The following is a 19,529-nucleotide window of genomic DNA, read 5'->3' as shown; positions in this document are numbered from 1 at the left end:
GGGTGGCTCAGTGGAGATGCTGATGCGCCGCGCCGGCATCCGAGGACTGCCCGGAAGCCGACGCCCCAGACCGAAGCACCAGACACCCACCGCGAGCGACCTGGTCAACCGCGACTTCACCCGCTCGGCCGCGAACCAGTTGTGGGTCACCGACATCACCGAGCACCCGACCCGGGAGGGCAAGGTGTACTGCGCGGTCGTGCTCGACACCTTCTCCCGCCGGGTCGTCGGCTGGTCCATCGACACCACCCAAACAGCCACGCTGGTCACCAACGCCCTGGGCATGGCCATCAGTAACCGCCAACCCGCCGGCACCGTGATCCACTCCGACCACGGAGTCCAGGGCGGATTCAACTGGTCGTCGCAACACCTTGATCACGGAGGTTTGCGATGGGGCGCGGTAAGAAGCAGATATCTGAGGCGCCGGCTGGTGCGCGGCGCCAGTGGGCGTCGGATCGGGCATTGCGACCGCCGATGCGTTCACCGGGACGGCCGGAGCCGTCTCGTGCGGTGCAGCGGGACTTCTGGCGGCGGATCGCGTCGGGGGTAACGACGGTGGAGGCCGCGGAGGCGGTGGGTGTGTCGTGGCCGGTCGGGTCCCGGTGGTTCCGTCACGCTGGCGGCATGCCGCCGATCAGCCTGGACGAGCCCACGGGCCGTTACCTGTCATTCGCCGAGCGGGAGGAGATCGCGCTGCTGCGCGCCCAGGGGGTCGGCGTGCGCGAGATCGCCCGCAGGATCGGACGTGACCCGGGAACGATCTCACGCGAGCTGCGCCGTAACGCGGCGACCAGGGGCGGTAAGCCGGTCTACCGGGCTTTGGTGGCGCAGTGGAAGGCGCAGCAGGCCGCGAAGCGCCCGAAGACCGCGAAGCTCGTGAGCAATGGCAGGTTGCGTGAGTACGTACAGAACCGGCTTGCCGGCGGTGTCCGCCGACCCGACGGCACGATCGTCACCGGGCCTGAGACGCCAGCGTGGAAGGGGCTGAACAAGCCGCATCGGCAGGACCGCCGCTGGGCGACGGCGTGGAGCCCGGAGCAGATCTCGCACCGGCTGCGTGTCGACTTCCCCGATGATGAGTCCATGCGCATCAGCCACGAGGCGATCTACCAGTCACTGTTCATTCAGGGGCGTGGAGCGCTCAAGCGTGAGCTGGTCGCGTGTCTGCGCACCGGCCGGGCGCTGCGGGAGCCTCGGGCGCGGTCGCAGAACAAGCCGCGAGGGCATGTCACTGCCGATGTCGTCCTCTCCGAGCGTCCTGCCGAAGCCGCGGACCGCGCGGTCCCAGGGCACTGGGAAGGGGATCTGATCATCGGGACGGGCCGCTCCGCGATCGGCACGCTCGTCGAGCGCAGCAGCCGCTCCACGCTCCTCGTGCATCTGCCTCGGCTTGAGGGCTGGGGCGAGAAACCACCGGTGAAGAACGGTCCCTCGCTCGGCGGCTACGGCGCCGTCGCGATGAACACCGCGCTTACGGCATCAATGACGAGGTTGCCCGAGCAGCTGCGCAAGACCCTCACCTGGGACCGCGGGAAGGAACTCTCCGGTCATGCGCAGTTCACCCTCGATACCGGCACGAAGGTGTTCTTCGCCGATCCGCACTCGCCCTGGCAGCGGCCGACGAACGAGAACACGAACGGGCTGCTGCGCCAGTACTTTCCAAAGGGCACCGACCTGTCGAGGTGGTCCGACGAGGACCTCGAAGCCGTCGCCCTCGCGGTCAACAACCGGCCCCGCAAGATCCTTGGCTGGAAGACCCCAGCCGAGGTCTTCGCCGAGCAGCTACGCTCACTACAACAGCCCGGTGTTGCAACGACCGATTGAACTCGCCCAGTTCACCTCATGGGCCTTCACCCGCCGGGTCCAGGAAGCCGGGCTGGCACCGTCGATGGGAACCATCGGCGACTGCTACGACAACGGCATGATGGAGTCGTTCTGGGGCCGGATGCAGACCGAGCTACTCAACCGACGACGCTGGCGCACCCGCATCGAACTGGCCAACGCGATCTTCGAATACCTGGAGATCTTCCACAACCGACAACGCCGCCACAGCTCACTGGGCATGCTCACCCCGAACGAGTATGAAAGGCTCCACCCGATCACCCTGTCCGTGGCCTGACGCCAACCAACACGGCTCCGACAAACCCGGGGAACATCACTTCCCCGTTTGGGAAGGATCGAGAGATGGCAGGGACGAGGCCGTATCCGCAGGAGTTGCGGGAGCGGGCGGTGCGGATGGTCGCGGAGGTGCGGCCGAACTACGAGTCGGAGTGGGCGGCGATTACGGCGGTGGCGTCGCGGCTGGGTATTGGTACGGCCGAGACGTTGCGTAGCTGGGTGCGTCGGGCCGAGGTCGATGCGGGACGGCGGGTCGGGGTGACCTCGGAGGAGTCGGCGGAGTTGAAGCGGCTCCGGCGGGAGAACGCGGAGTTGCGGCGGGCGAACGAGATCCTCAAGGCGGCGTCGGTTTAACCAGTCCCAGTCCCACAACGGTGCCGGTGGCAAGTAGGCGCACTGCCCAGGTAGACCGGCTGAGGTGGTGTGACGACGCGGGCTGAATCTGTTGGGTGACGGAGGTCTCCGGTTGTGGAGCGGAGAGGAGCCGGTCGGCGTTGCCGACGTAGACCCGGGCCAGCACGTCCGAGGACAGGGCGACCGCCGAGATGTCCCAGCGGCCCCGCGGCGGCACACGGGACCCCGAGGCGTACGGGAAGCACTCGTCCCCGGTCTCCAGGAAGCGCCAGTGCGCTGGAAGGGCGCGGCGCGCGACGCCAGCGACATCGTCCATCTCCTCGCCGGCATGCGCACCGGGGCCCGGGCTGATCATCGACGGTGTACTCCGCCGCCTTCGGCGGTGCGGCGGGCGACGTCGGCGCCCTCAGACAGGTCCGCTGGCTCAAGGCCCCCGAGCATCTGCAGCGCCGGACCGACGCCGGTACGCGATCCGGTCCACCGGCACGCCGCGGTCAGCTTGGCGAGTGGGATCCGGTGCCCGGCAGAACAACCGGCAGAAGCCGGTGCGGAAAACGTGCGATCGGGGATGGTGAATGTCACAGCGGGGGTACGGCAGAAACGCGCTGACCTGCTACGACATCGTCCACCCGGCACGGCGGCCGCCGCCCACGAAATCGCGGCGGCACCAGGTCGTCCTCGCCGCGAAACATACGGTTGGCCTCATTCCGAGCAACCCCTGTAGATCCGATCGGACAATCACCGATCACCCCTGAGCGGAGACGACCCCCATGCGACAACGCCGTCTACTGGCGTACGGCGCGCTCGGCGCCATGCTGGTGACTCTGCTGGTCGGAGTCCCACCCGCGGCGGCCCAACCCCCGGCCGCGCCATCGGCTCCGGCGGCCCCCGAGGCCGGCGACGCGGAGCCGGCCCGGACGCTGACCCTGATCACCGGCGACCAGGTCACCGTACGCGGCACGCAGGTGACCGTCGCCCCCGCGACGGCGTCCACTTCGTACGCCTGCAGCGTGACCGGTCCGACTTCGTCATCCCGTCCGACGCCATCCCGCTGCTGAAGTCCGACCGGCTCGACGAGCGGCTGTTCAACGTCACCGCCCTGCTCGAGTTCGGCTTCGACGAGCTGTCGTACCTGCCGCTGGTGGTCTCCGACGCGACCGGCGTACGCGGCCTCGCCGCCGGACGCGAACTGGAGGCGGTCGACGGCTTCGCCACGAAGGCGCCGGTCGCCGATCTGGCCGAGACCTGGCAGACGATCCGTACGTCGGCGGGCCAGGGCAAGATCTGGGCCGACGGCGTCCGCAAGTCCACGCTGGATGCCAGCGTGCCGATGATCGGGGCGCCGACCGCCTGGGCGGCCGGCTACGACGGCACCGGCGTGAAGGTCGCGGTCCTCGACAGCGGTATCGACGACACCCACCCCGACCTGGCCGGCAAGGTGGTCGCGCGACGCAACTTCGTCCCCGAGATCGAGACCGCACTGGACCTCAACGGCCACGGCACCCACGTGTCGTCGACGATCGTCGGCAGCGGCGCCGCCTCGGACGGCAGGAACGTGGGCGTGGCCCCCGGCGCGACCCTGCTCGACGGCAAGGTGTGCTGGAACGTGGAAGGCCGGGGCAACTGCTCCGACTCGGCCATCCTCGCCGCCATGCAGTGGGCGGTCGATGCCGGCGCGTCCATCGTCAACATGAGCCTGGGCGGCCAGGACGCCCACGGCGTCGACCCGCTGGAGCAGGCGGTCAACGACCTGACCGCCGAACACGGCACGCTGTTCGTCATCGCCGCCGGCAACTACAACGGCTGGCAGTTCCGGGTCGGCTCACCGTCGACCGCCGACGCGGCACTGTCGGTCGCCAACTTCGACAAGGCCGGCGAACTGAACTGGTCGTCTCTGCGCGGTCCGCGGATCGGCGACTACGGCATCAAACCGGACATCGGTGGACCCGGTACCGACATCGTCGCGGCGCGGTCGCCGAGCGCGCTCGGACACCTCCCGGTCGGGTCGTACTTCGCCGGCACCGGCACCTCGATGGCGGCCCCGCACGTGGCCGGTGCCGCCGCCCTGCTGCTGGAGGCGAACCCGGACTGGAAGGCCACCCAGCTCAAAGAGACGCTGATGGCCACCGCCGCGCCGAATCCGGCGTACGACGTCTTCGCCCAGGGCACCGGTTTCGTCGACGTGGCCAGGGCGTTGGGCAGGCCGGTCACCGTCTCGCCGCCGTCGCTGAGCCTCGGCGTGCTGGAGTGGCCGCACGTCGAGGAGCCCAGCGGGCGGACCCTCACCTACCGCAACCCCGGCCACCAGCCGGTGACGCTCGACCTGGCCCTGGAGGGCGACGCGCCGCAGGGTCTGCTGACGTTGAGCGCGAGCACCCTGACCGTGCCCGCCGGCGGTGAGGCGACCGTCCAGGTCGTCGTGGACGAGCGGGCAAGCACCTCGTACGGCCTGTTCAAGGGGCGGCTGGTGGCCACCGGCGGCGACGTGAAGCTGCAGACGCCGTTCAGCGTCTACCACGAGGAGCCGGCGGCGGGCCTGGCGATCTCCGCCGTCGACCGGACCGGCCAGACCCCCGGCACGGTCATGATCGAGCTGGTGAACCCCGATCCGCAGAACTACGCCAGCCACACGTTCTACTCGGCCAACGCGTCGATCCGGGTGCCGCTGAACAGCTCCTGGCGGCTGTCCGCCTACATCGAGAACCCGGACGGGACGATCGCGCTGCTGACCAACAACCGGATCGTCGCCGACGCCGACCGGGAGGTGGTCCTCGACGCGCGCAGGGCCAAGCCGCTCGACATCACCGTCCCCGACCGCGGGGCGCAGCCCTACGACGCGTCCGTCATGGTGCTGCGCGCCGGCGACCCGTTGGTGACGTACGCCGGTGTCTCGGGTGACCTCGCCGGCATCTTCACCGCGGACATCGGTCCGACCGGCCTGCCGGGGGTGACCACCCAGGTGCACGCGGTCTTCCAGGGCCCCGCCCGCCGGGACCGGGCGCCGGACGTCTACCACCTCGGCTGGCGGGTCAAGGGCTCCTTCATCACCGGTCTGGTCCGGCACGTCCCGCGGCGCGACCTGGCCACCGTCCACGCCGAGTACGCGCAGAACGCGACCGGTGTGGCGGCGTGGCGGGCCAACAGCACCCCCGACCCGGACCTCGACGGGGGCGGGCTCGTGTTGAGTACCGAACTGCCGGGGGTGGTGACACCGGCCCGGCGTACCGAGTACTACAACGACGACGTGAGCTGGCTGTCCACCGTCCGGGAGCGGACCGTCGCCGGTGACCTGCTGATGCTCGAACTGGAGGCGCCGAAGGAGGTCACCTACCGGGCCGGCCGCCGCCACGACGAGCGGTGGAACAGCGCGGTGCTCACCGTCACCCTGGCAGCGCCGTACCCCGGAACGCCGGCGGTGCTGCGGGACGGCAACACCATCCGGGCCAGCCTCACCGAATACGCCGACGGGGCCGGTCACGTCGGCCTGCCGTACGCGATCGGCAACCACGAGTTCACCCTGCACCGGGGCGACACGCTGATCGGCGGGTACGACTACATGTACGGCTCGTGGGAGGTCGCGGCCGAGCCGACCACGTACCGGATGCGGTACGCGTTCGACCTCCCCGAGCCGTACCGGCTGTCCCGGCACGTGGAGACGGTGTGGACGTTCACCACCTCGGCCGGGCAGGCGGGAGCGTTGCCGCTCACGTCGATCGGGTTCCGGCCCGCGCTCGAGCTGGACAACAGCGCCCGGGCGGGCCGCAAGGTGAGCATCCCGCTGACGTTCACCCAGCAGGAGACCGCCGGCCGGGTGAAGTCGGCGACGGTGTCGGTGTCGTTCGACGACGGCCGCACCTGGGTCCCGGCGCGGACTACCGAGAAGCGCGGGGAGTTCACCGCCACGGTCGAGCACCCGAGGAAGCTGTCGGGCTTCGTGTCGCTGCGGGCCACCGCCGTCGACGCCGCGGGGAACACGGTCACCACCACCGTCTACCGGGCCTACGAGGTCAGGTAGACCGGTGACGGACGTGCGGGGGCCGGGCACGATCTGCCCGGCCCCCGCCGTTCAGGAGACCCGCCGGTTCGCGGGCGCCCCGAGCTCGGCGAGCCGGCCCATGGCCCGGTCCACCAGATCCGCCGCCCCGACGTGGCGGGCGATCCGGACCGCGCGGCGCAGTTCGCCCCGGGCCTCGTCGAGCCGGCCGAGCCGGGCCAGCGCGCCGCCCAGCCCGTACCGGCACCGCGCCTCGCTCTGCCGTACGCCGGCTCGCTGGAGCAGCGGCAGCGCCACCCGGAGGCTGGCCGCGGCGGCCGCCCACCGTCGCAGTGCCAGCAGGCTCAGGCCGACATTCAGATGCAGGTGACCGGCGGTGAGGTCACCGATCAGCGGGGACGGCGCCCGGGCCGGGTCGGCCAGCAGGGTCTCCAACCGCCGGTACTGCGCGATCGCCTCCCGGTGCCGGCCCGCGCCGGCGAGACTGCTGGCCAGCAGGGAGAGCCCCTGCGCATACCCGTCCCAGTCGCCGGCGGCCTCGAACAACGGCAACGATTCCGCGGCCGCCGCCCGGGCCTGTGCGGCGTCACCGCGCCGCCGGGCCGCCGCTCCCAGGTACGTCCAGGCCCAGCCCTGCTGGCTGAGGTCGCCGGCGGCGACGGCCAGTCGCAGTGCCTCCCGGGCCGGTGCCTCCGCCAGGTCGGGGCGACGGGCGCAGACGGTGTACGCCCACGAGACGTAGTTGAGGTGGACCGCCTGGCCGCGGGCGTCGCCGAGCGCCTCGGCCGAGGCCGCCGACATCTGGTACACCTCCAGCCAGTGCTCCCAGTGGGTCCAGCGGTCGGAGAACCAGTGCATGGAGTCGGCGACGGTCATCACCTCGGCGTGCCGGCCGGCGGCGAAGGCCGCCCGCAGCGCACCGAGCCAGTTGCGGCCCTCCAGTTCGATCCAGCGGCCGGCCTCTTCCGCCGTCGTCCAAGGGCCGAGTTCCCCGGTGCGTCCGGCCGGGGCCGGTCCGCCGTCGGCCGCGCGGGCGTACCCCGGCTCGAACCACCGTCCGGCGGCGACCGCGGTGTCGAGCAACCAGGTGACCACCCGGTCCTCGACCTGCCGCCGCTGGGCCGCGCTCTCCTCGGCCGCCAGCCGGGTCCGGGCGAACAACCGCATGAGGTCGTGGAACCGGTAGCGGCCGTCGGTGGCCGGCTGGAGCAGCCCGAGTTCGGCCAGCTCCTCCAGGGCCGCCTCGGTGTCCCGCGGGCTCAGCCCGGCCGCCCGCGCCGCCAGTTCCAGACCGGCGTCCGGGCCGGGAAGCACCGACAGCCGCCGGAAGGTCGCCGCGGCGGCGGCGGACAGTTGCCGGTAGGAGAGCATGAAGGGCGCGGCGATCTGGAGATCGCCGGCGACCAGCAGGTCGAGCCGGTCGTCCTGGTCGGCGAGCCGGGACAACAGGTACCCGATGCTCCACCCCGGTCGGCTCAGCAGGCGGTTACCGGCGATCCGTAGCGCCAACGGCAGGTGTCCACAGGCCTGCGCCAGGCCGAGCAGCATGGTGTCCGGCTCGGCGGCGGCGCGTTCCGGTCCGATGATCCGTTGCAGCAGGGTGACCGCCTCACCCGCGGTCAGGGCCGGCAGGGTGAGCCGGTCGACCGCCTCCAGGCCGGCCAGCGCACGCCGGCTGGTGATGATCGTCATCGTGCTGCCGGCGCCGGGCAGCAGCGGGCGGACCTGCGCCTCGTCGGCGGCGTTGTCGAGCAGCAGCAGGCTGCGCCGCTCGCGCAACAGGGCCCGGTACTGGGCGCCTCGGGCGTGCCCGTCGCCCGGTATCCGGCTCTCCTCCACCCCCAGCGCGATCAGCAGGTGCAGCAGCAGGTCCTCCGGGCGTGGTGGGTCGGCGTCCAGGCCGCGCAGGTCGACGAAGAGCACACCGTCGGGAAACGACGCGGTGTACCGGGCCGCGGCCTGCACCATGAGCGCCGTCTTGCCCAGGCCGGGTGGCCCGGACACGACCCCGACCACCGCAGCACCCTGCCGGTCGGCGGGTTCGGCGCTGCGGGCGACGAGTTCGCCGAGCCAGGCCAGTTCGCCGTGACGGCCGGTGAAGTCGGCGACGGTTCGCGGTGGTGCCAGCGCCGGCGTCGGCCGGCCGACGCGGCGGCCGGCGCGGGCGCTGTCGCGCAGCGCGGTGGCCGCGCCGGCCGACAGGTTCAGCGCCCGCACCAGCGCCTCGACCGTACGCCGTTGCGGCACCCGGCTGTGTCCGCGTTCCATGTCGCCGATCGCCCGTACGCTGACCCGCGACGCGGTGGCGAGCTCCTCCATCGTCAGGCCGGCATCGGTACGGTGCCGGCGCAGCAGCTGTCCGAAGCTGTTCGGTTCGGCCACCGCGGGGGCGGGGTGCCCCGACGCGTCCGTGGGTTGCGGTGCCGCCCGCCCGTCGACCGGCGGGGTTGGGCGGCCACCGGGGGCGCCCATCAGGTCGGCGGCAGGGTCGCCTCGTGGTCACGGCACACCTGAGCCGTGCGGGACGAGTGGCGGACCTGCGGCATGTGGCGATCATGCCACGCGGTCCACCTGAGCTGCACCGGTGCGGCGGTCCCCAGGGCAACGCATACCGCGAAACCGCATGCCCTGTTCTCGATGCTGTAACGCGTCCACTCCGTCACGGCAAGAGCCTGCCTGGCTACCGACCGTCTTCGCCGTCATCGTGGGTGCCGTGGTGGACGGGCCACCGGCGGGACGCCGTCGGCGGGCGGGAACCGGTGCCACCCGGCGAGGTAAGGGCAGGGGCGGCTGGATGAGGCGGTCGAGGCGCTGAGGCCGCTCACCGCGGGCGGCTCGCCGAACCCGGCGGCGATGCTGGCGGAGTTGTTGACCCGGCATGGCCGGGTCGACGAGGCGATCGCGGTGCTGCGCCCGGTGGCCGTGTCGATGGGCGGCGACGGATGGCTCGTTCGGATGTTGTGGACGCCGCTGGCCGACCAGGGCCGGGTCGACGAGGCGCTCACGCTCATTGATGACCTGGCCGAAAGGGCTGGCGGTATGTCGACCGAACTGTTTGTCGAGCGTATCTTGCTCCTTGCCTGCTGTGGTCGGTTCGACCAGGCGATCGTGGAGCTGCGCAACCATCGTGAGGCCGACACCTGGTACCTGGTGGGATACCTTGCCGACGTGCTGGCCGATGCGGGACGGCTCGACGAGGCTGTCGCGGTTCTGTCGTCGCCGGACCACCATGCGGTGCATGCCACAGCCCTGGCAACATTACTGATTCGCCAGGGACGCGTCGCCGAGGCTGTCGAGATCCTGCACAATCGGGTTCTCTTGCCCAACCCGGACGGTCCATGGGCCTTGCAAACCAGTTGATTAGGGCACGTCGTTGACCGCCGCCGGCGCGCCCCGGCAGTGCTTGAGCAGCAAATACATGGCCATCATGATTTCCTCGGCGGTACGGCCCATTCTGGCCGTGTTCCCACCGAGGACGGGAGCCGCACATGGGTTCTCGACATCCCACCGGGAGATTTCCTGGCGGCCTCAACGGCTTCGCGCCTATTCCTCGCGCGCGCCGAGGGCGCTCAGTTCTCACTCAGATCAGTTGCTGTTGTCGCTGGTGACCTTGACGGCGGTACCGAGGTTCGGCGCCGCCGTCCTGGCGAGTTCGCCGGCACGGTCCAGATCCCCGCTGTCCGCCACGACGATGCTTACCGCCGATCCGGTCGTAGGATCGCGTCGCAGAGTCGCGCCGACGACTGGATATTGAGCGACCACCGCGTCGTACGCGGCGATTGCCTCGGCAGGGAAGCCGTCGTGGAAGTCGGTCTCAACGTGGAGCGAGGGCCGCGCACCGTGCTTCGTGCTGACCTTTAGGGAGGTCACTTGCGTGAGTGGCCGGTGCTGGTCGCCATCGGTCATCATGTCCTTGAACACCGCCATTGCGCCGGTGGGATCGACCGCGGTGACCTCAATGTCCCAGCGGTCGGTTTCTTTCCTGGGTGCATCCTTGATGTCGCCGTTCACCACTCGGTCGTCGTCGGTCAGCGACTGCCACAGCGCCAGTATTTCGCCGGTGCGGGTCTTGTCCGCGACAACGGTGAAGGTGATGCCATCCGCCGTGATCCGGCCGGTGGTCTTGTCGTTACTGGCGACGTACTCTCCCAGCTCATTCGCCAGTTCGGCTACGCGGTCGGCCGAAGTGCCGTCCTTGAGGATCACCACACCGGTCGCCGTTCCGAGGAAGGGCAGCGTGTTGTAGTCGGTGGTGCGGATATCCACGACGTCTGGCGTGCCGGCCCAGTCTTCTTCGAAATCCGAGGCCAGTGCCGTGCCTTTGTCGATGGCGCAGCCGGTCAACAGGGGCAGGCCCAGCACGAGCGCGATGACCGGCATCGGCCACCGCAGGGCGTCTCGTCCCAATGATGTCTCCTTGAAGAGCGGGTGAGCCGGCCAGGGCCGCTCGGGACCGGCCCTGGCCCGCAGGTGTCGCGATCAGCCGAAGCTCGCGGCGCTGTTTGTCGACGGTGACAACGTTAGCTTCCTTGATCAAGGTGAAGCCGCACCGGGGCTGATCGCCAGGTTCTCCAGCGGTGCACGGGTGTTTCCTCCTTGCCGCCCTGTTGCCCGCCGGCGACCCCCGGGGGCGCCGCCGCTCTATCCGCGCGTCACCCGATAGGCACGTCGTCCCCACGCCTTCCCTGGCGGGCGGACAATCCGGAACCTGGCCCCCGTGCCTGTCGGACGCGCCCGAAGAGGGCAGTCTCGTAGGGCAGATGTCCCCGTGACTGCTCATGTCACTCTGGACCACGTCATGCGGCTTGACGCTGACCCCGGCCCGGCGTGACCGTGCGTCCCGGCCGGCCGGGGCCTGACGGTGGGGCCCTTTCCCGGTCACGCTCCGGAGTTGGCGCACACTATGGCGACGATGCGACAAGGAGAGTGCTGTGACAGTCCGTGGAACGGGCCGGCCGCCGACCCGGCTGGAAATCGCCAGGGAGCACGCGGAACGCGTGCTCGGACGACGAACCGCCAAACGGCTCGCGGCGTTCGACAACGGCACCCTGTACGTCGAGGCCGGTGGGGGCGCGCGGTTCCTGGCGTGGCTCGTTGACTTCGTGGTGTACATCCTGGGTGTCGGGGTGGGATTCGTCGTCCTGTCATTGGTGGCCGTCGCGGCGGGCCTCCCCGACGGGACCGTTGCCCTGCTGGCGATCTCGTTGTTGTTCGTGGTGCCGTTGCTGTACGGCCTGTGCTACGGCAACGGCCGTGCGCTCGGCGCGGTCCTCACCGGTACGCAGCTCGTGCGGGTCAAGGACGGCGGTCGGGTCGGTGGCAGGGCGTGCTGGGCCATGTTGGTCAGAACGCTGCTCATGCCATTGCTGCTCATCGCGGTGATCGTGGGCGCGCTCAGCGGTGGGGGGTCAGCGCCCGGCTCGCTGGCGAGAACCAGCATCGACCCCGCCGCCATGCGGCAGCTCCACGCCGCAGGCATCCGGTGACCCGCCGCTACGCCCCCGAGCCCGTGTGACCAAAGCCCGAGGTCGGCGAAGGCCTGGAAGGGGTCCGTTGCGTTGAGCATAGGCAAGATCGAGGTATATCGGGCCGTTGAGTAGTACGGCCAGGTCATCGACGTGCTCGTGTCGACCCGTCGGGACGCCGGCGCAGCCCGTCGGTTCTTCCGCCGGGTGCTGTCGACGTTGAAGGTGACGCCGGTCGTGGTGGCTACCGACGCCGCTCCCGTCTACGCCGGTGTGCTCGACGACCTGGTCCCGTCGGCGTGGCACCACGTCGAGCGGTACGCGAACAATCCGATCGAAGCCGACCACAGCCAACTCAAACACCGATCGAAACCGATGCGCGGCTGACGCAACGACGGCACCGTACAGACGATCATCGCCGGACACGCGTTCGTCCAGAACCTCCGCCGCGGACACTGCGAATTCGGACTCGACGACCCACCCGCACGACGGGTCGTCGACGCGTTCACCGAACTCGCCCGAGCGATCGGACCGCAGACCAGGCACCGGGATCAACACGCCCACCGATCCGATAATGCAACGGCGCCCTCTGAGCGCGTCCGGCCCGGCGGTTACCGTGACGAACTCCTCGTGCAACGGTGCCGTTCCAGATGCCGGCGGCACGACCTCGTTCGGCTTCACCGGCAGATGGAACGGCACGAATGCCGTACCCGCGCTGACCTGAACCGGGTAACCCGCCGAGCCGCCGCGTCCGTCGCTACTGCGGCGGGCGTACGCCGCCGTGCAGCCGCAGCCAGCCGCTGTGCACCGTCGGCGGGGTGCCGGGGAAGCGGGCGACACCGTCGGCCGGGGCGATGTCGAAGGTGGTGACGCCGGCGCCGTCCCGTTCCGGCCAGGACCAGGTGCCGTCGACCGGCCGTCCGGTCCGGCCAGCCCGGCCAGCCCGGCCAGCGGCAGGGGCAGCGCCGTGACCAGCTGGTCGGCGAAGCGGCACGGCAGCAGCCCGTCCGTGAGGGCTGGCCCGACTGGTCAGTCCAACTCGATGCGGTCGATGAGTTCGCGTACGGCGATCAGGTCCAGGAAGGCGTAGCAGCGGACGACGCGTTCGCGCCGCAGCTGCCAGATCCAGCAGTACTCGTTGTGGTACTCGACGCCGTCGATCGCCGTCGCGTCGCCGTCGAAGCGGACGATCACGGTGTCGCCGTCGGCCCACATGTCCCGAATCCGCATCAGGAGCGTCGTGGCCAGCCGGTCCATGATCGGTGCCGCGCCCGCGGCGAGAAAGTCGGCCTTGGAGGTGTACGTGCGGCCGTTGACGATCGTCCACTCGACGTTGTCGTGAAGGATCTCGTAGATGTCACCGCCGGCGTTCTGCCGTTCGAAGGCTCGGCTCACCGCCGCCAGGTTGCGGCGCTCGCCGGCCGGCCGGCCGGGATGCGGCCTGTCGAGACCCTCACGGGGTTGCGCCGAGGCCGTGGCGGTCCCGGTGAACATCGTCAGCCCGCCGGCGACTCCCGCCGTCAACAGCAGGCGCCGGTTGTGTCGTGGCGTGTGGTTCGTCATCGTCGTTGCTCCTTCGCTTGCCGGTTTGCGTTGCCGTCCTGGCGGTAGAAGATGTAGTTGGCGTGGTGCAGGACATCCCCGTCGAAGGTTCCGTCCGCGCCGAAACCGGTGTCGTCGACGTACTCGATCCGAGTCGCGGGATCGCCATGCCGACCAGGCTAGGCAGACCGTCCGCCGGGAGCCTGGTCCCAGCGCTACCAGGACAGCCGCGACCTTCCGCCGTACCTGCGCCTGCCACAGGCTGAAGCACATGACCGACGTACCTGTCACCTTCACCGCGGCCGACCTGCAAGCCGTTCGTACGGGCACCAGCCGCCCGCTGCTGCTGACCGACGCCACCGTGCACACCCTCGACCCGGTCATCGGGACCATGAAACACGCCGACGTGTTGATCGGCGGAGGGCTTGTCGTCGGCGTCGGACCGGGCATCGTCAAAGCGGCCGACGACGACGGCGCCGTGGTGGTTTCCGCCACGGGCACCACGATCGTTCCCGCCATCCTCGACCTGAGCGCCGCGCTCACGGGCCGCCCGCGCGGAGAAGGCCCGGGCACCCTCGGACCGGGTGCCCCGGCGCACCTCGTCGTCCTGGCCGACACCGACGCGCCGGACCTGGACGCGGCGCTGCGTATCGCACTGACCGGGCCGGATCGGCTGCGCGCCGTCCTGCGTGACGGCGTGCCGCTCGTCTGGGACGGGACGGTGCTCAACCCCGCGTCGCAGCCCGGCGGAACGACGGGTACGGACGGCGGTGGCGCAGGCCACGTCGATCCGGAGCGGGTCGGCGTCTGGGTCGACACGGAGGACTTCCTGCACCAGGAGTTGACCGCCGACGGCCGCTACGACGAGACCCGGGGCGGGCGCCCTCACGCCTTCCAGGGCCGCTACTGGATCGACGGCGACCGCATCGACTACCTCGACGACCTCGGGTTCTGGGCCTTCGGTCGATTCGACGGGGACACCCTGCACCACGCCGGATACACGATGCACCGCAGGCACGCCCGATGACCGGTCAACTCCCGTCCACGCTGGAGACTCTCACCGCCGCCGAACATGATCCGGACCGGCTCGTCCTCCTCACCGGCGGCACGGTGGTGACCATGGACCCGGCGCTCGGGACGCTCGAACGCGCCGACGTACTCCTGCGCGGCGACCGGATCGCGGAAGTCGGCCGTGGCCTGACCGTGGCCGACGCGATCGTCGTCGACGTGTCGGGTTCCATCGTCGCGCCCGGATTCGTTGACACGCACCGGCACGCGTGGCAGGCCCAGATGAGGCGCACCATCCCCGACGTCGACGACCTCGTGGACTATCTCCAGTCCACGCTGGTGCGGGTGGCGCCGCTGTACGGGCCGCACGACATGTACGTCGGAACCCGACTGGCGGCGTTGACCGCGCTCGACGGCGGGATCACCACCATGCTCGACTTCTCGCACAACTCCCGAACCCGGGAACACTCCGATGCCGCCATCACCGCACTGCTCGACGCCGGCATCCGCGGCGTACACGCGTCGATGAGCCCGCACTTCGGTGACTGGGACCAACAGTGGCCGGGTGACCTGGCGAGGCTGCGGTCGACGTACTTCTCCACCGACGACCAGCTGGTCACGCTGCGACTCGCCGCCCTCGCCACTCCCGAGATCGCCGGGGCACGCCTCGCCTATGGCCACGACCTGGCCCGGGTCGCCGCGGACCTCGACATCGGGGTGAGCCTCGACGTCATGTTCGGGGCAGCGGCATCCGAGGCCATCGTCCGGTGGGAGCGGGAAGGACTGCTCGGTCCGCACCTCGAATCGATCCACTCGACCGCCCTGTCCGCCGACGCCTGGGCCGCGATGCGCGACGCGGGCGTCACCGTGTCGCTCGCACCGACCTCCGACATGCAGATCGGCCTCGAGGACGCCGTCCCCCCGGTGGACGAGGCACTCGCACACGGCATCCGGCCCGGCCTGTCGGTGGATGTGGAGGTCGCGCTCGCGTCGGACATGTTCACCCAGATGCGTACCCTGCTCGCCGTCCAACGCATGCGCGCCGTCCACGCCGTCTACGGCACCGACGACGAGCCGGTACGCATCACGACGCGGGACGTCCTCGACTTCGCGACACTCTCCGGCGCCCGCACGCTCCGGCTCGACCACACCACCGGATCCATCACACCGGGGAAGCAGGCGGATCTCATGGTCATCGATGCCGAGGACCTCAACACCATGCCGCTGCACGACCCGATCGGGACCATCGTGCTCGGTGCCGACCGTAGCAACATCACCTCGGTCTGGGTCGCCGGCCGGGTGCGCAAGTGGGCCAGGCGCCTCGTCGGCGTCGACCTGGGCGGTCTGCACGCCCAGGTCCACGACTCCGTCGACGCCATCGCCGAACGGCTCACCCGACACCAGGGCAACACAGTGGACGCGACGGAGCGCGGGCTGACCTGACGTCGGGTACATGGTGACCAGGAAGTTGCACGGCGCTGTTGCATTGAGCAATCGCCAAGATCGCTTACCGCAGGACTTTCTGCAAGATCAAAGTGAGTCACCGAACCCGACAGTCGGGACCGGGACGTAAGGTTCCTGCATGGTGAGGCGGTCGAGTATCGGACGCCCGGTTCTACAACCAGCGGACGTCGCGCCGGGAAGATCTGCGCCGCCGAAGGCGCGGGAACGCTCAATGCGACAGTGCCACTCAAACCGATGCGCGGCCTCCGTAACGACTGCACCGTACAGACGATCATCGCCGGACACACCTTCGTCCAGAACCTCCGCCGCGGGCACTACGACCTCGGACTCGGCGCTGGCCTTCGTTATCCGACTGTCAGACGCGCGACCGGTCAAGCGGGGGCGGGCAGGCCTGCGATAGCATCCGGGTATGGACAACTATCGATCATTTTTTCGCCGGTCTTTCGGTGTGGCCGCCGTGGCGGCCGTCGTCGCGGCCGGCGCACTGGTCCCCGCCCCGGCGTCGGCTGCGGTGCCGCCGCGCATCTGCGAGGTCGTCGTCGTCGCGGCCGGTGACGGCCAGGCGGTCCGCAGCGCGCCAGGGTTCGCCAGCGCGCCGCTCTACACGATGAGCGCCGGAAACAGCTTTTCGCTCTGGGGCACCGGCATCACCCTGGACAACGTGAAATGGAAGCCGCGGACTCTCAACGGCTCCGCCCCGGTCCAGGAGTGGGTGCCCGTCATCAACGTCATCACCGGCCTGCGATACGTCGGCAACGAATTCTGCGACCGGGGCGTCTGACCGGGCTTCGTTGCGTTGTCGGATCGATGGATGCGCAGAGCCGCATCAGTGGCACCGGTCAGCTCGCCCGGGTGGGTTCGGTGAACGCGGCAGCCACCCGAGGTACGGGTGCGATGTCGGCGGTGAGTTCGCAGTGTCCTCGTCGTAGGTTCTGGATGAACGCGTGTCCGGTGATGATCGTCTGGGCGGTCCGGGCCTGGCGGTCGCTACCGTCCTGGTACCTGATCGCCACGCAGGACCAGGCGATCCCGCCGGACGCGCAGCGCATGTTCGCCAACCGCATGGGCGCGACCACCAGCGAGGTCCCGGCCAGCCACGTCCCGATGGTGTCGCACCCCGGTGAAGCGGCACAGCTCATCAAGAAGGCAGTCGGAGCCCGGACCGCGATGCCGGCAGGTCGAGCGGGCAGCTGACAACGAGCCACAAGCAGCGCTGCAGTCCGGTGTCGCCGCATAGGGTTCGGGCGCCGCACCTGCGAGCGGGGACGATCCGGTTGCCGAGTTTCACGTACAGCGCGATCACAAGAGCGTCCAGGCCGACGTACAACACGGCTTCCTTGCAGGGTCGGGTTCGGGTAAGCAATGCCAGTGCGGGCACTCCTCGCCTCGTCGGCACCTGCCCAAGCGCACGTGTCGGTTCCGCGGTATCGCGTTGCCCGGCCGGCCAATCCGTCTGCACCGGCGCTTGGGAGGTGTACAGACCCCGGGGTTGGGTAGCCCACGAGACCGCGTGGTCATCAGAGGGAGCGGCAATGGGCGGCGAGCGGATTCCGGGATCCTTCACCGAGCAGACGGCGCAGGTCGGCGACGTCAAGATCAACTATGTTCGGGGCGGTCGGGGCAGAACAGTGGTACTACTGCACGGCTATCCCCAGACGTGGTACATGTGGCGCAAGGTTCTGCCGGAGCTTGCCAAGCACTTCACGGTCATCGCACCTGACCTTCGGGGCGCCGGCGGCAGCGACGCCCCGGCAGGAGGGTACGACAAGAAGACCCTCGCCGGCGACGTGTACGGCCTGCTCACCCAACTCGGCCTCGACAGCGACGTCAGCATCGTCGGACACGACATCGGGACCATGGTCGCGTACGCGTACGCCGCCGCTCACCGCACTGAGGTGCGCAAGCTCGTGCTCACGGAAGCACCTATCCCTGACCAGAGCCTGTACCAGGTCCCGTCGCTGACTCCGAAGGGACCCGGTTTCTGGAACTTCGGCTTCTTCAGCCTCCCGAACGGCCTGCCGGAACAGATCGTGGACGGTCGTGAGGCCCTCTGGGTGGACCGGTTCACCGATTCGATGGAAGTCCAGAAGGCCGGCATCGGCGATGACGATGTCCGCGAGTACGCCCGGTACCTGCAAGACGACGCTCACCTGCGGGCGAGTTTCGACTACTTCCGGGCACTGCCCCAGGATGTCGTCGACAACACCGAGTACGGCAAGACGAAGCTGACCATGCCGGTTCTCGCACTCGGCGCCCAGGCCAGCCTCGGCGAGGCGGTACCCACCCAGGTCGCGCAGTACGCCACAACGGTAACCGGCGGCGTCATAGAAGACTCTGGCCACTGGATCTTCGAAGAACAGCCGACCGAACTCACCGCGCAACTCATGGAGTTTCTCCAATAGGTGCGTGGTAGCGCCGGCGCAGCCGTTCTGGTCTCGACGGACCGGACTGCGCACGTTCACGCCCGGGCCGATCTACTACTCCCAACTTGGCTGTATCTGGTCAGCGCGTCGGGCACGTGCGGATATCCACTGTCGCTTGCGGGGCGGCACGGGCAGGCAGCATCCCACCGCTCCTTCCCGGGCGGCGTGTTCTCGACACGTTCTCGGCTCGATTCGCTGCCCGTCTGGTGGCCATCTACGGGTTGATCCAGCCGAGTTCGACGGCCCGTTCGTACATGACGGGTTCGATCACGGGCAGTGTGAGGACGGAGAAGACATACAGAGCGACGAGCAGCCCGAGCGATACGGCCCACGCGCGCAGGCTGGTCTCGACCGCGTGAGGACAGCTCTCGCGCCAGCGTGCGCCGACGAATCCGGCGTCGGTGGGTCGGTGACGGCGCAGTTGTGTGTGCGGAAGCCGGCGGTCGGCGGGTCGCAGCGCCCACGACGCGATGGCGCAGACGCCGAACATCAGCGGCACCCCCCACAGGTCGGGGCTGTCGCCGACGATCAGGTGCGAGACGACGGCACCGGACCACAGGAAGAAGGTACCGGCGTACGCCCATTCCTTGAGCATTGCGAACCTCGGCATCACCGACGGCGGTGCCCGGTAGCTGCTCCGCGGCTCGGCGGGGTCGGCACTCAGGCCACCGCCCGCGGAACGCCGAACGGCGGCCCGCTGAACCAGTCGGGCCGCCGTTCGCAGAATGGGGATCAGAGCGGGCGGATGTTCTCCGCCTGCGGGCCTTTCTGACCCTGGGTGATGTCGAACTCCACCCGCTGGTTCTCATCGAGGCTGCGGAAGCCGCTCGACGAGATCGCGGAAAAGTGGGCGAAGACGTCGGCGCCGCCGCCGTCCTGGGCGATGAAGCCGAAGCCCTTGTCACTGTTGAACCACTTCACGGTACCGGTAGCCATGTCTGCTCCTTCGCAGGCTGTTGGAGACCGCGGTGTGCGGACTCTCACGCCGCCGCGTTGATCACCCGCGCCGAACCGACACGACAAACGAAAAAGCGCCTGGATGGGTTTCAGATATCCCCATCAGGCGCCGGAAACGTCTACGGAAATCAAAACTGCAACGAGGAGACCGTAGCACAGACGGGTAGCAATCCCGGTCTCCATGTGTGCGTCCCTGTCCTGGCG

18 protein-coding genes and 3 pseudogenes are annotated in these 19,529 nt (G+C 69.6%); 14 read left to right on the top strand and 7 right to left on the bottom strand.

From position 1 onward, the window contains the following. Positions 1-10: 10 nt before the first annotated feature. The 6 genes and pseudogenes from Prubr_RS38450 to Prubr_RS32345 all read left to right on the top strand — a co-directional run. Positions 11-550: pseudogene (locus Prubr_RS38450) on the top strand (DDE-type integrase/transposase/recombinase); the annotation flags it as partial. Next, positions 475-1,824 (top strand): IS30 family transposase, encoded by a 1,350-nt coding sequence (locus Prubr_RS32365; RefSeq protein ID WP_425517932.1) that lies wholly within the window; start codon positions 475-477, stop codon positions 1,822-1,824. The pseudogene Prubr_RS38450 and the gene Prubr_RS32365, both read left to right, overlap by 76 nt. A 7-nt stretch (positions 1,825-1,831) precedes the next feature. Beyond that, positions 1,832-2,119: pseudogene (locus Prubr_RS32360) on the top strand (transposase); the annotation flags it as partial. 65 nt (positions 2,120-2,184) lie between these two features. Continuing rightward, a pseudogene (locus Prubr_RS32355) lies at positions 2,185-2,469 on the top strand (transposase); the annotation flags it as partial. Between the two features lie 773 nt (positions 2,470-3,242). Further along, on the top strand, positions 3,243-3,530 hold the full coding sequence (locus Prubr_RS32350) for a hypothetical protein (protein WP_212818982.1): 288 nt from the start codon (positions 3,243-3,245) through the stop codon (positions 3,528-3,530). A gap of 83 nt (positions 3,531-3,613) precedes the next feature. Further along, the gene (locus tag Prubr_RS32345; RefSeq protein ID WP_212818980.1) at positions 3,614-6,487 is read left to right on the top strand and encodes a S8 family serine peptidase; all 2,874 of its coding nucleotides are present in this window, start codon (positions 3,614-3,616) and stop codon (positions 6,485-6,487) included. Positions 6,488-6,538: 51 nt separating this feature from the next. On the opposite strand, the gene Prubr_RS32340 is transcribed toward Prubr_RS32345, so the two are convergent. After that, entirely contained in the window at positions 6,539-8,848 is a 2,310-nt protein-coding gene (locus Prubr_RS32340) for a helix-turn-helix domain-containing protein (protein ID WP_212818978.1), read from the bottom strand. Positions 8,849-9,256: 408 nt separating this feature from the next. Between Prubr_RS32340 and Prubr_RS32335 the strand changes: the two genes are divergently transcribed. Next, positions 9,257-9,826 (top strand): tetratricopeptide repeat protein, encoded by a 570-nt coding sequence (locus Prubr_RS32335; RefSeq protein ID WP_343221710.1) that lies wholly within the window; start codon positions 9,257-9,259, stop codon positions 9,824-9,826. Positions 9,827-10,051: 225 nt separating this feature from the next. Here the strand turns inward: Prubr_RS32335 and Prubr_RS32330 are convergent, their stop codons facing one another. Beyond that, positions 10,052-10,846, bottom strand: a complete 795-nt coding sequence (locus tag Prubr_RS32330) for a hypothetical protein (RefSeq protein ID WP_212818974.1) — start codon at positions 10,844-10,846, stop codon at positions 10,052-10,054. A gap of 551 nt (positions 10,847-11,397) precedes the next feature. Between Prubr_RS32330 and Prubr_RS32325 the strand changes: the two genes are divergently transcribed. Continuing rightward, complete coding sequence (locus Prubr_RS32325) at positions 11,398-11,952, top strand: RDD family protein (RefSeq protein ID WP_212818971.1); 555 nt, start codon at positions 11,398-11,400, stop codon at positions 11,950-11,952. A gap of 126 nt (positions 11,953-12,078) precedes the next feature. Then, a complete protein-coding gene (locus Prubr_RS32320; RefSeq protein ID WP_281425966.1) occupies positions 12,079-12,318 on the top strand; it encodes a DDE-type integrase/transposase/recombinase in 240 nt (79 codons plus the stop codon). Positions 12,319-12,688: 370 nt separating this feature from the next. Here Prubr_RS32320 and Prubr_RS32310 read toward each other — a convergent pair whose 3' ends face one another. From Prubr_RS32310 to Prubr_RS38445, 3 genes are read right to left on the bottom strand one after another with little or no spacing between them, the layout of a single operon-like run. Continuing rightward, positions 12,689-12,925: a hypothetical protein gene (locus Prubr_RS32310; protein ID WP_212818965.1), complete on the bottom strand. Its 237-nt coding sequence runs from the start codon at positions 12,923-12,925 to the stop codon at positions 12,689-12,691. A gap of 35 nt (positions 12,926-12,960) precedes the next feature. Next, positions 12,961-13,494 carry a nuclear transport factor 2 family protein gene (locus tag Prubr_RS32305; RefSeq protein ID WP_212818963.1) on the bottom strand — a complete coding sequence of 178 codons (534 nt, stop codon included), beginning with the start codon at positions 13,492-13,494 and terminating at the stop codon, positions 12,961-12,963. After that, complete coding sequence (locus tag Prubr_RS38445; RefSeq protein WP_212828785.1) at positions 13,491-13,622, bottom strand: Atu4866 domain-containing protein; 132 nt, start codon at positions 13,620-13,622, stop codon at positions 13,491-13,493. The genes Prubr_RS32305 and Prubr_RS38445 overlap by 4 nt, the downstream gene beginning before the upstream one ends. 122 nt (positions 13,623-13,744) lie before the next feature. Between Prubr_RS38445 and Prubr_RS32295 the strand changes: the two genes are divergently transcribed. From Prubr_RS32295 to Prubr_RS32275, 5 genes are all read left to right on the top strand, one after another. Then, positions 13,745-14,500 (top strand): Atu4866 domain-containing protein, encoded by a 756-nt coding sequence (locus Prubr_RS32295; RefSeq protein WP_212818962.1) that lies wholly within the window; start codon positions 13,745-13,747, stop codon positions 14,498-14,500. Beyond that, positions 14,497-15,924 carry an amidohydrolase family protein gene (locus Prubr_RS32290; protein ID WP_212818960.1) on the top strand — a complete coding sequence of 476 codons (1,428 nt, stop codon included), beginning with the start codon at positions 14,497-14,499 and terminating at the stop codon, positions 15,922-15,924. Before Prubr_RS32295 ends, Prubr_RS32290 begins: the two co-directional genes overlap by 4 nt. Before the next feature lie 430 nt (positions 15,925-16,354). After that, positions 16,355-16,726, top strand: coding sequence for a hypothetical protein (locus Prubr_RS32285; RefSeq protein WP_212818958.1), 372 nt, complete (start codon positions 16,355-16,357; stop codon positions 16,724-16,726). A gap of 155 nt (positions 16,727-16,881) precedes the next feature. Then, on the top strand, positions 16,882-17,139 hold the full coding sequence (locus Prubr_RS32280) for an alpha/beta fold hydrolase (RefSeq protein WP_212818957.1): 258 nt from the start codon (positions 16,882-16,884) through the stop codon (positions 17,137-17,139). A gap of 338 nt (positions 17,140-17,477) precedes the next feature. Then, on the top strand, positions 17,478-18,347 hold the full coding sequence (locus tag Prubr_RS32275) for an alpha/beta fold hydrolase (protein WP_212818955.1): 870 nt from the start codon (positions 17,478-17,480) through the stop codon (positions 18,345-18,347). Positions 18,348-18,582: 235 nt separating this feature from the next. On the opposite strand, the gene Prubr_RS32270 is transcribed toward Prubr_RS32275, so the two are convergent. Further along, on the bottom strand, positions 18,583-18,978 hold the full coding sequence (locus Prubr_RS32270; protein WP_212818953.1) for a DoxX family protein: 396 nt from the start codon (positions 18,976-18,978) through the stop codon (positions 18,583-18,585). A 122-nt stretch (positions 18,979-19,100) separates the two neighbouring features. Continuing rightward, a complete protein-coding gene (locus Prubr_RS32265; protein WP_212818951.1) occupies positions 19,101-19,304 on the bottom strand; it encodes a cold-shock protein in 204 nt (67 codons plus the stop codon). Positions 19,305-19,529 lie beyond the last annotated feature (225 nt).

Origin of the sequence: Polymorphospora rubra (assembly GCF_018324255.1) — a bacterium.
In the GTDB taxonomy this organism is placed as follows: Bacteria; Actinomycetota; Actinomycetes; order Mycobacteriales; family Micromonosporaceae; genus Polymorphospora; species Polymorphospora rubra.
Note: the sequence above shows the minus strand (reverse complement) of the source record. Positions and strands in the feature narration are given on the sequence as shown.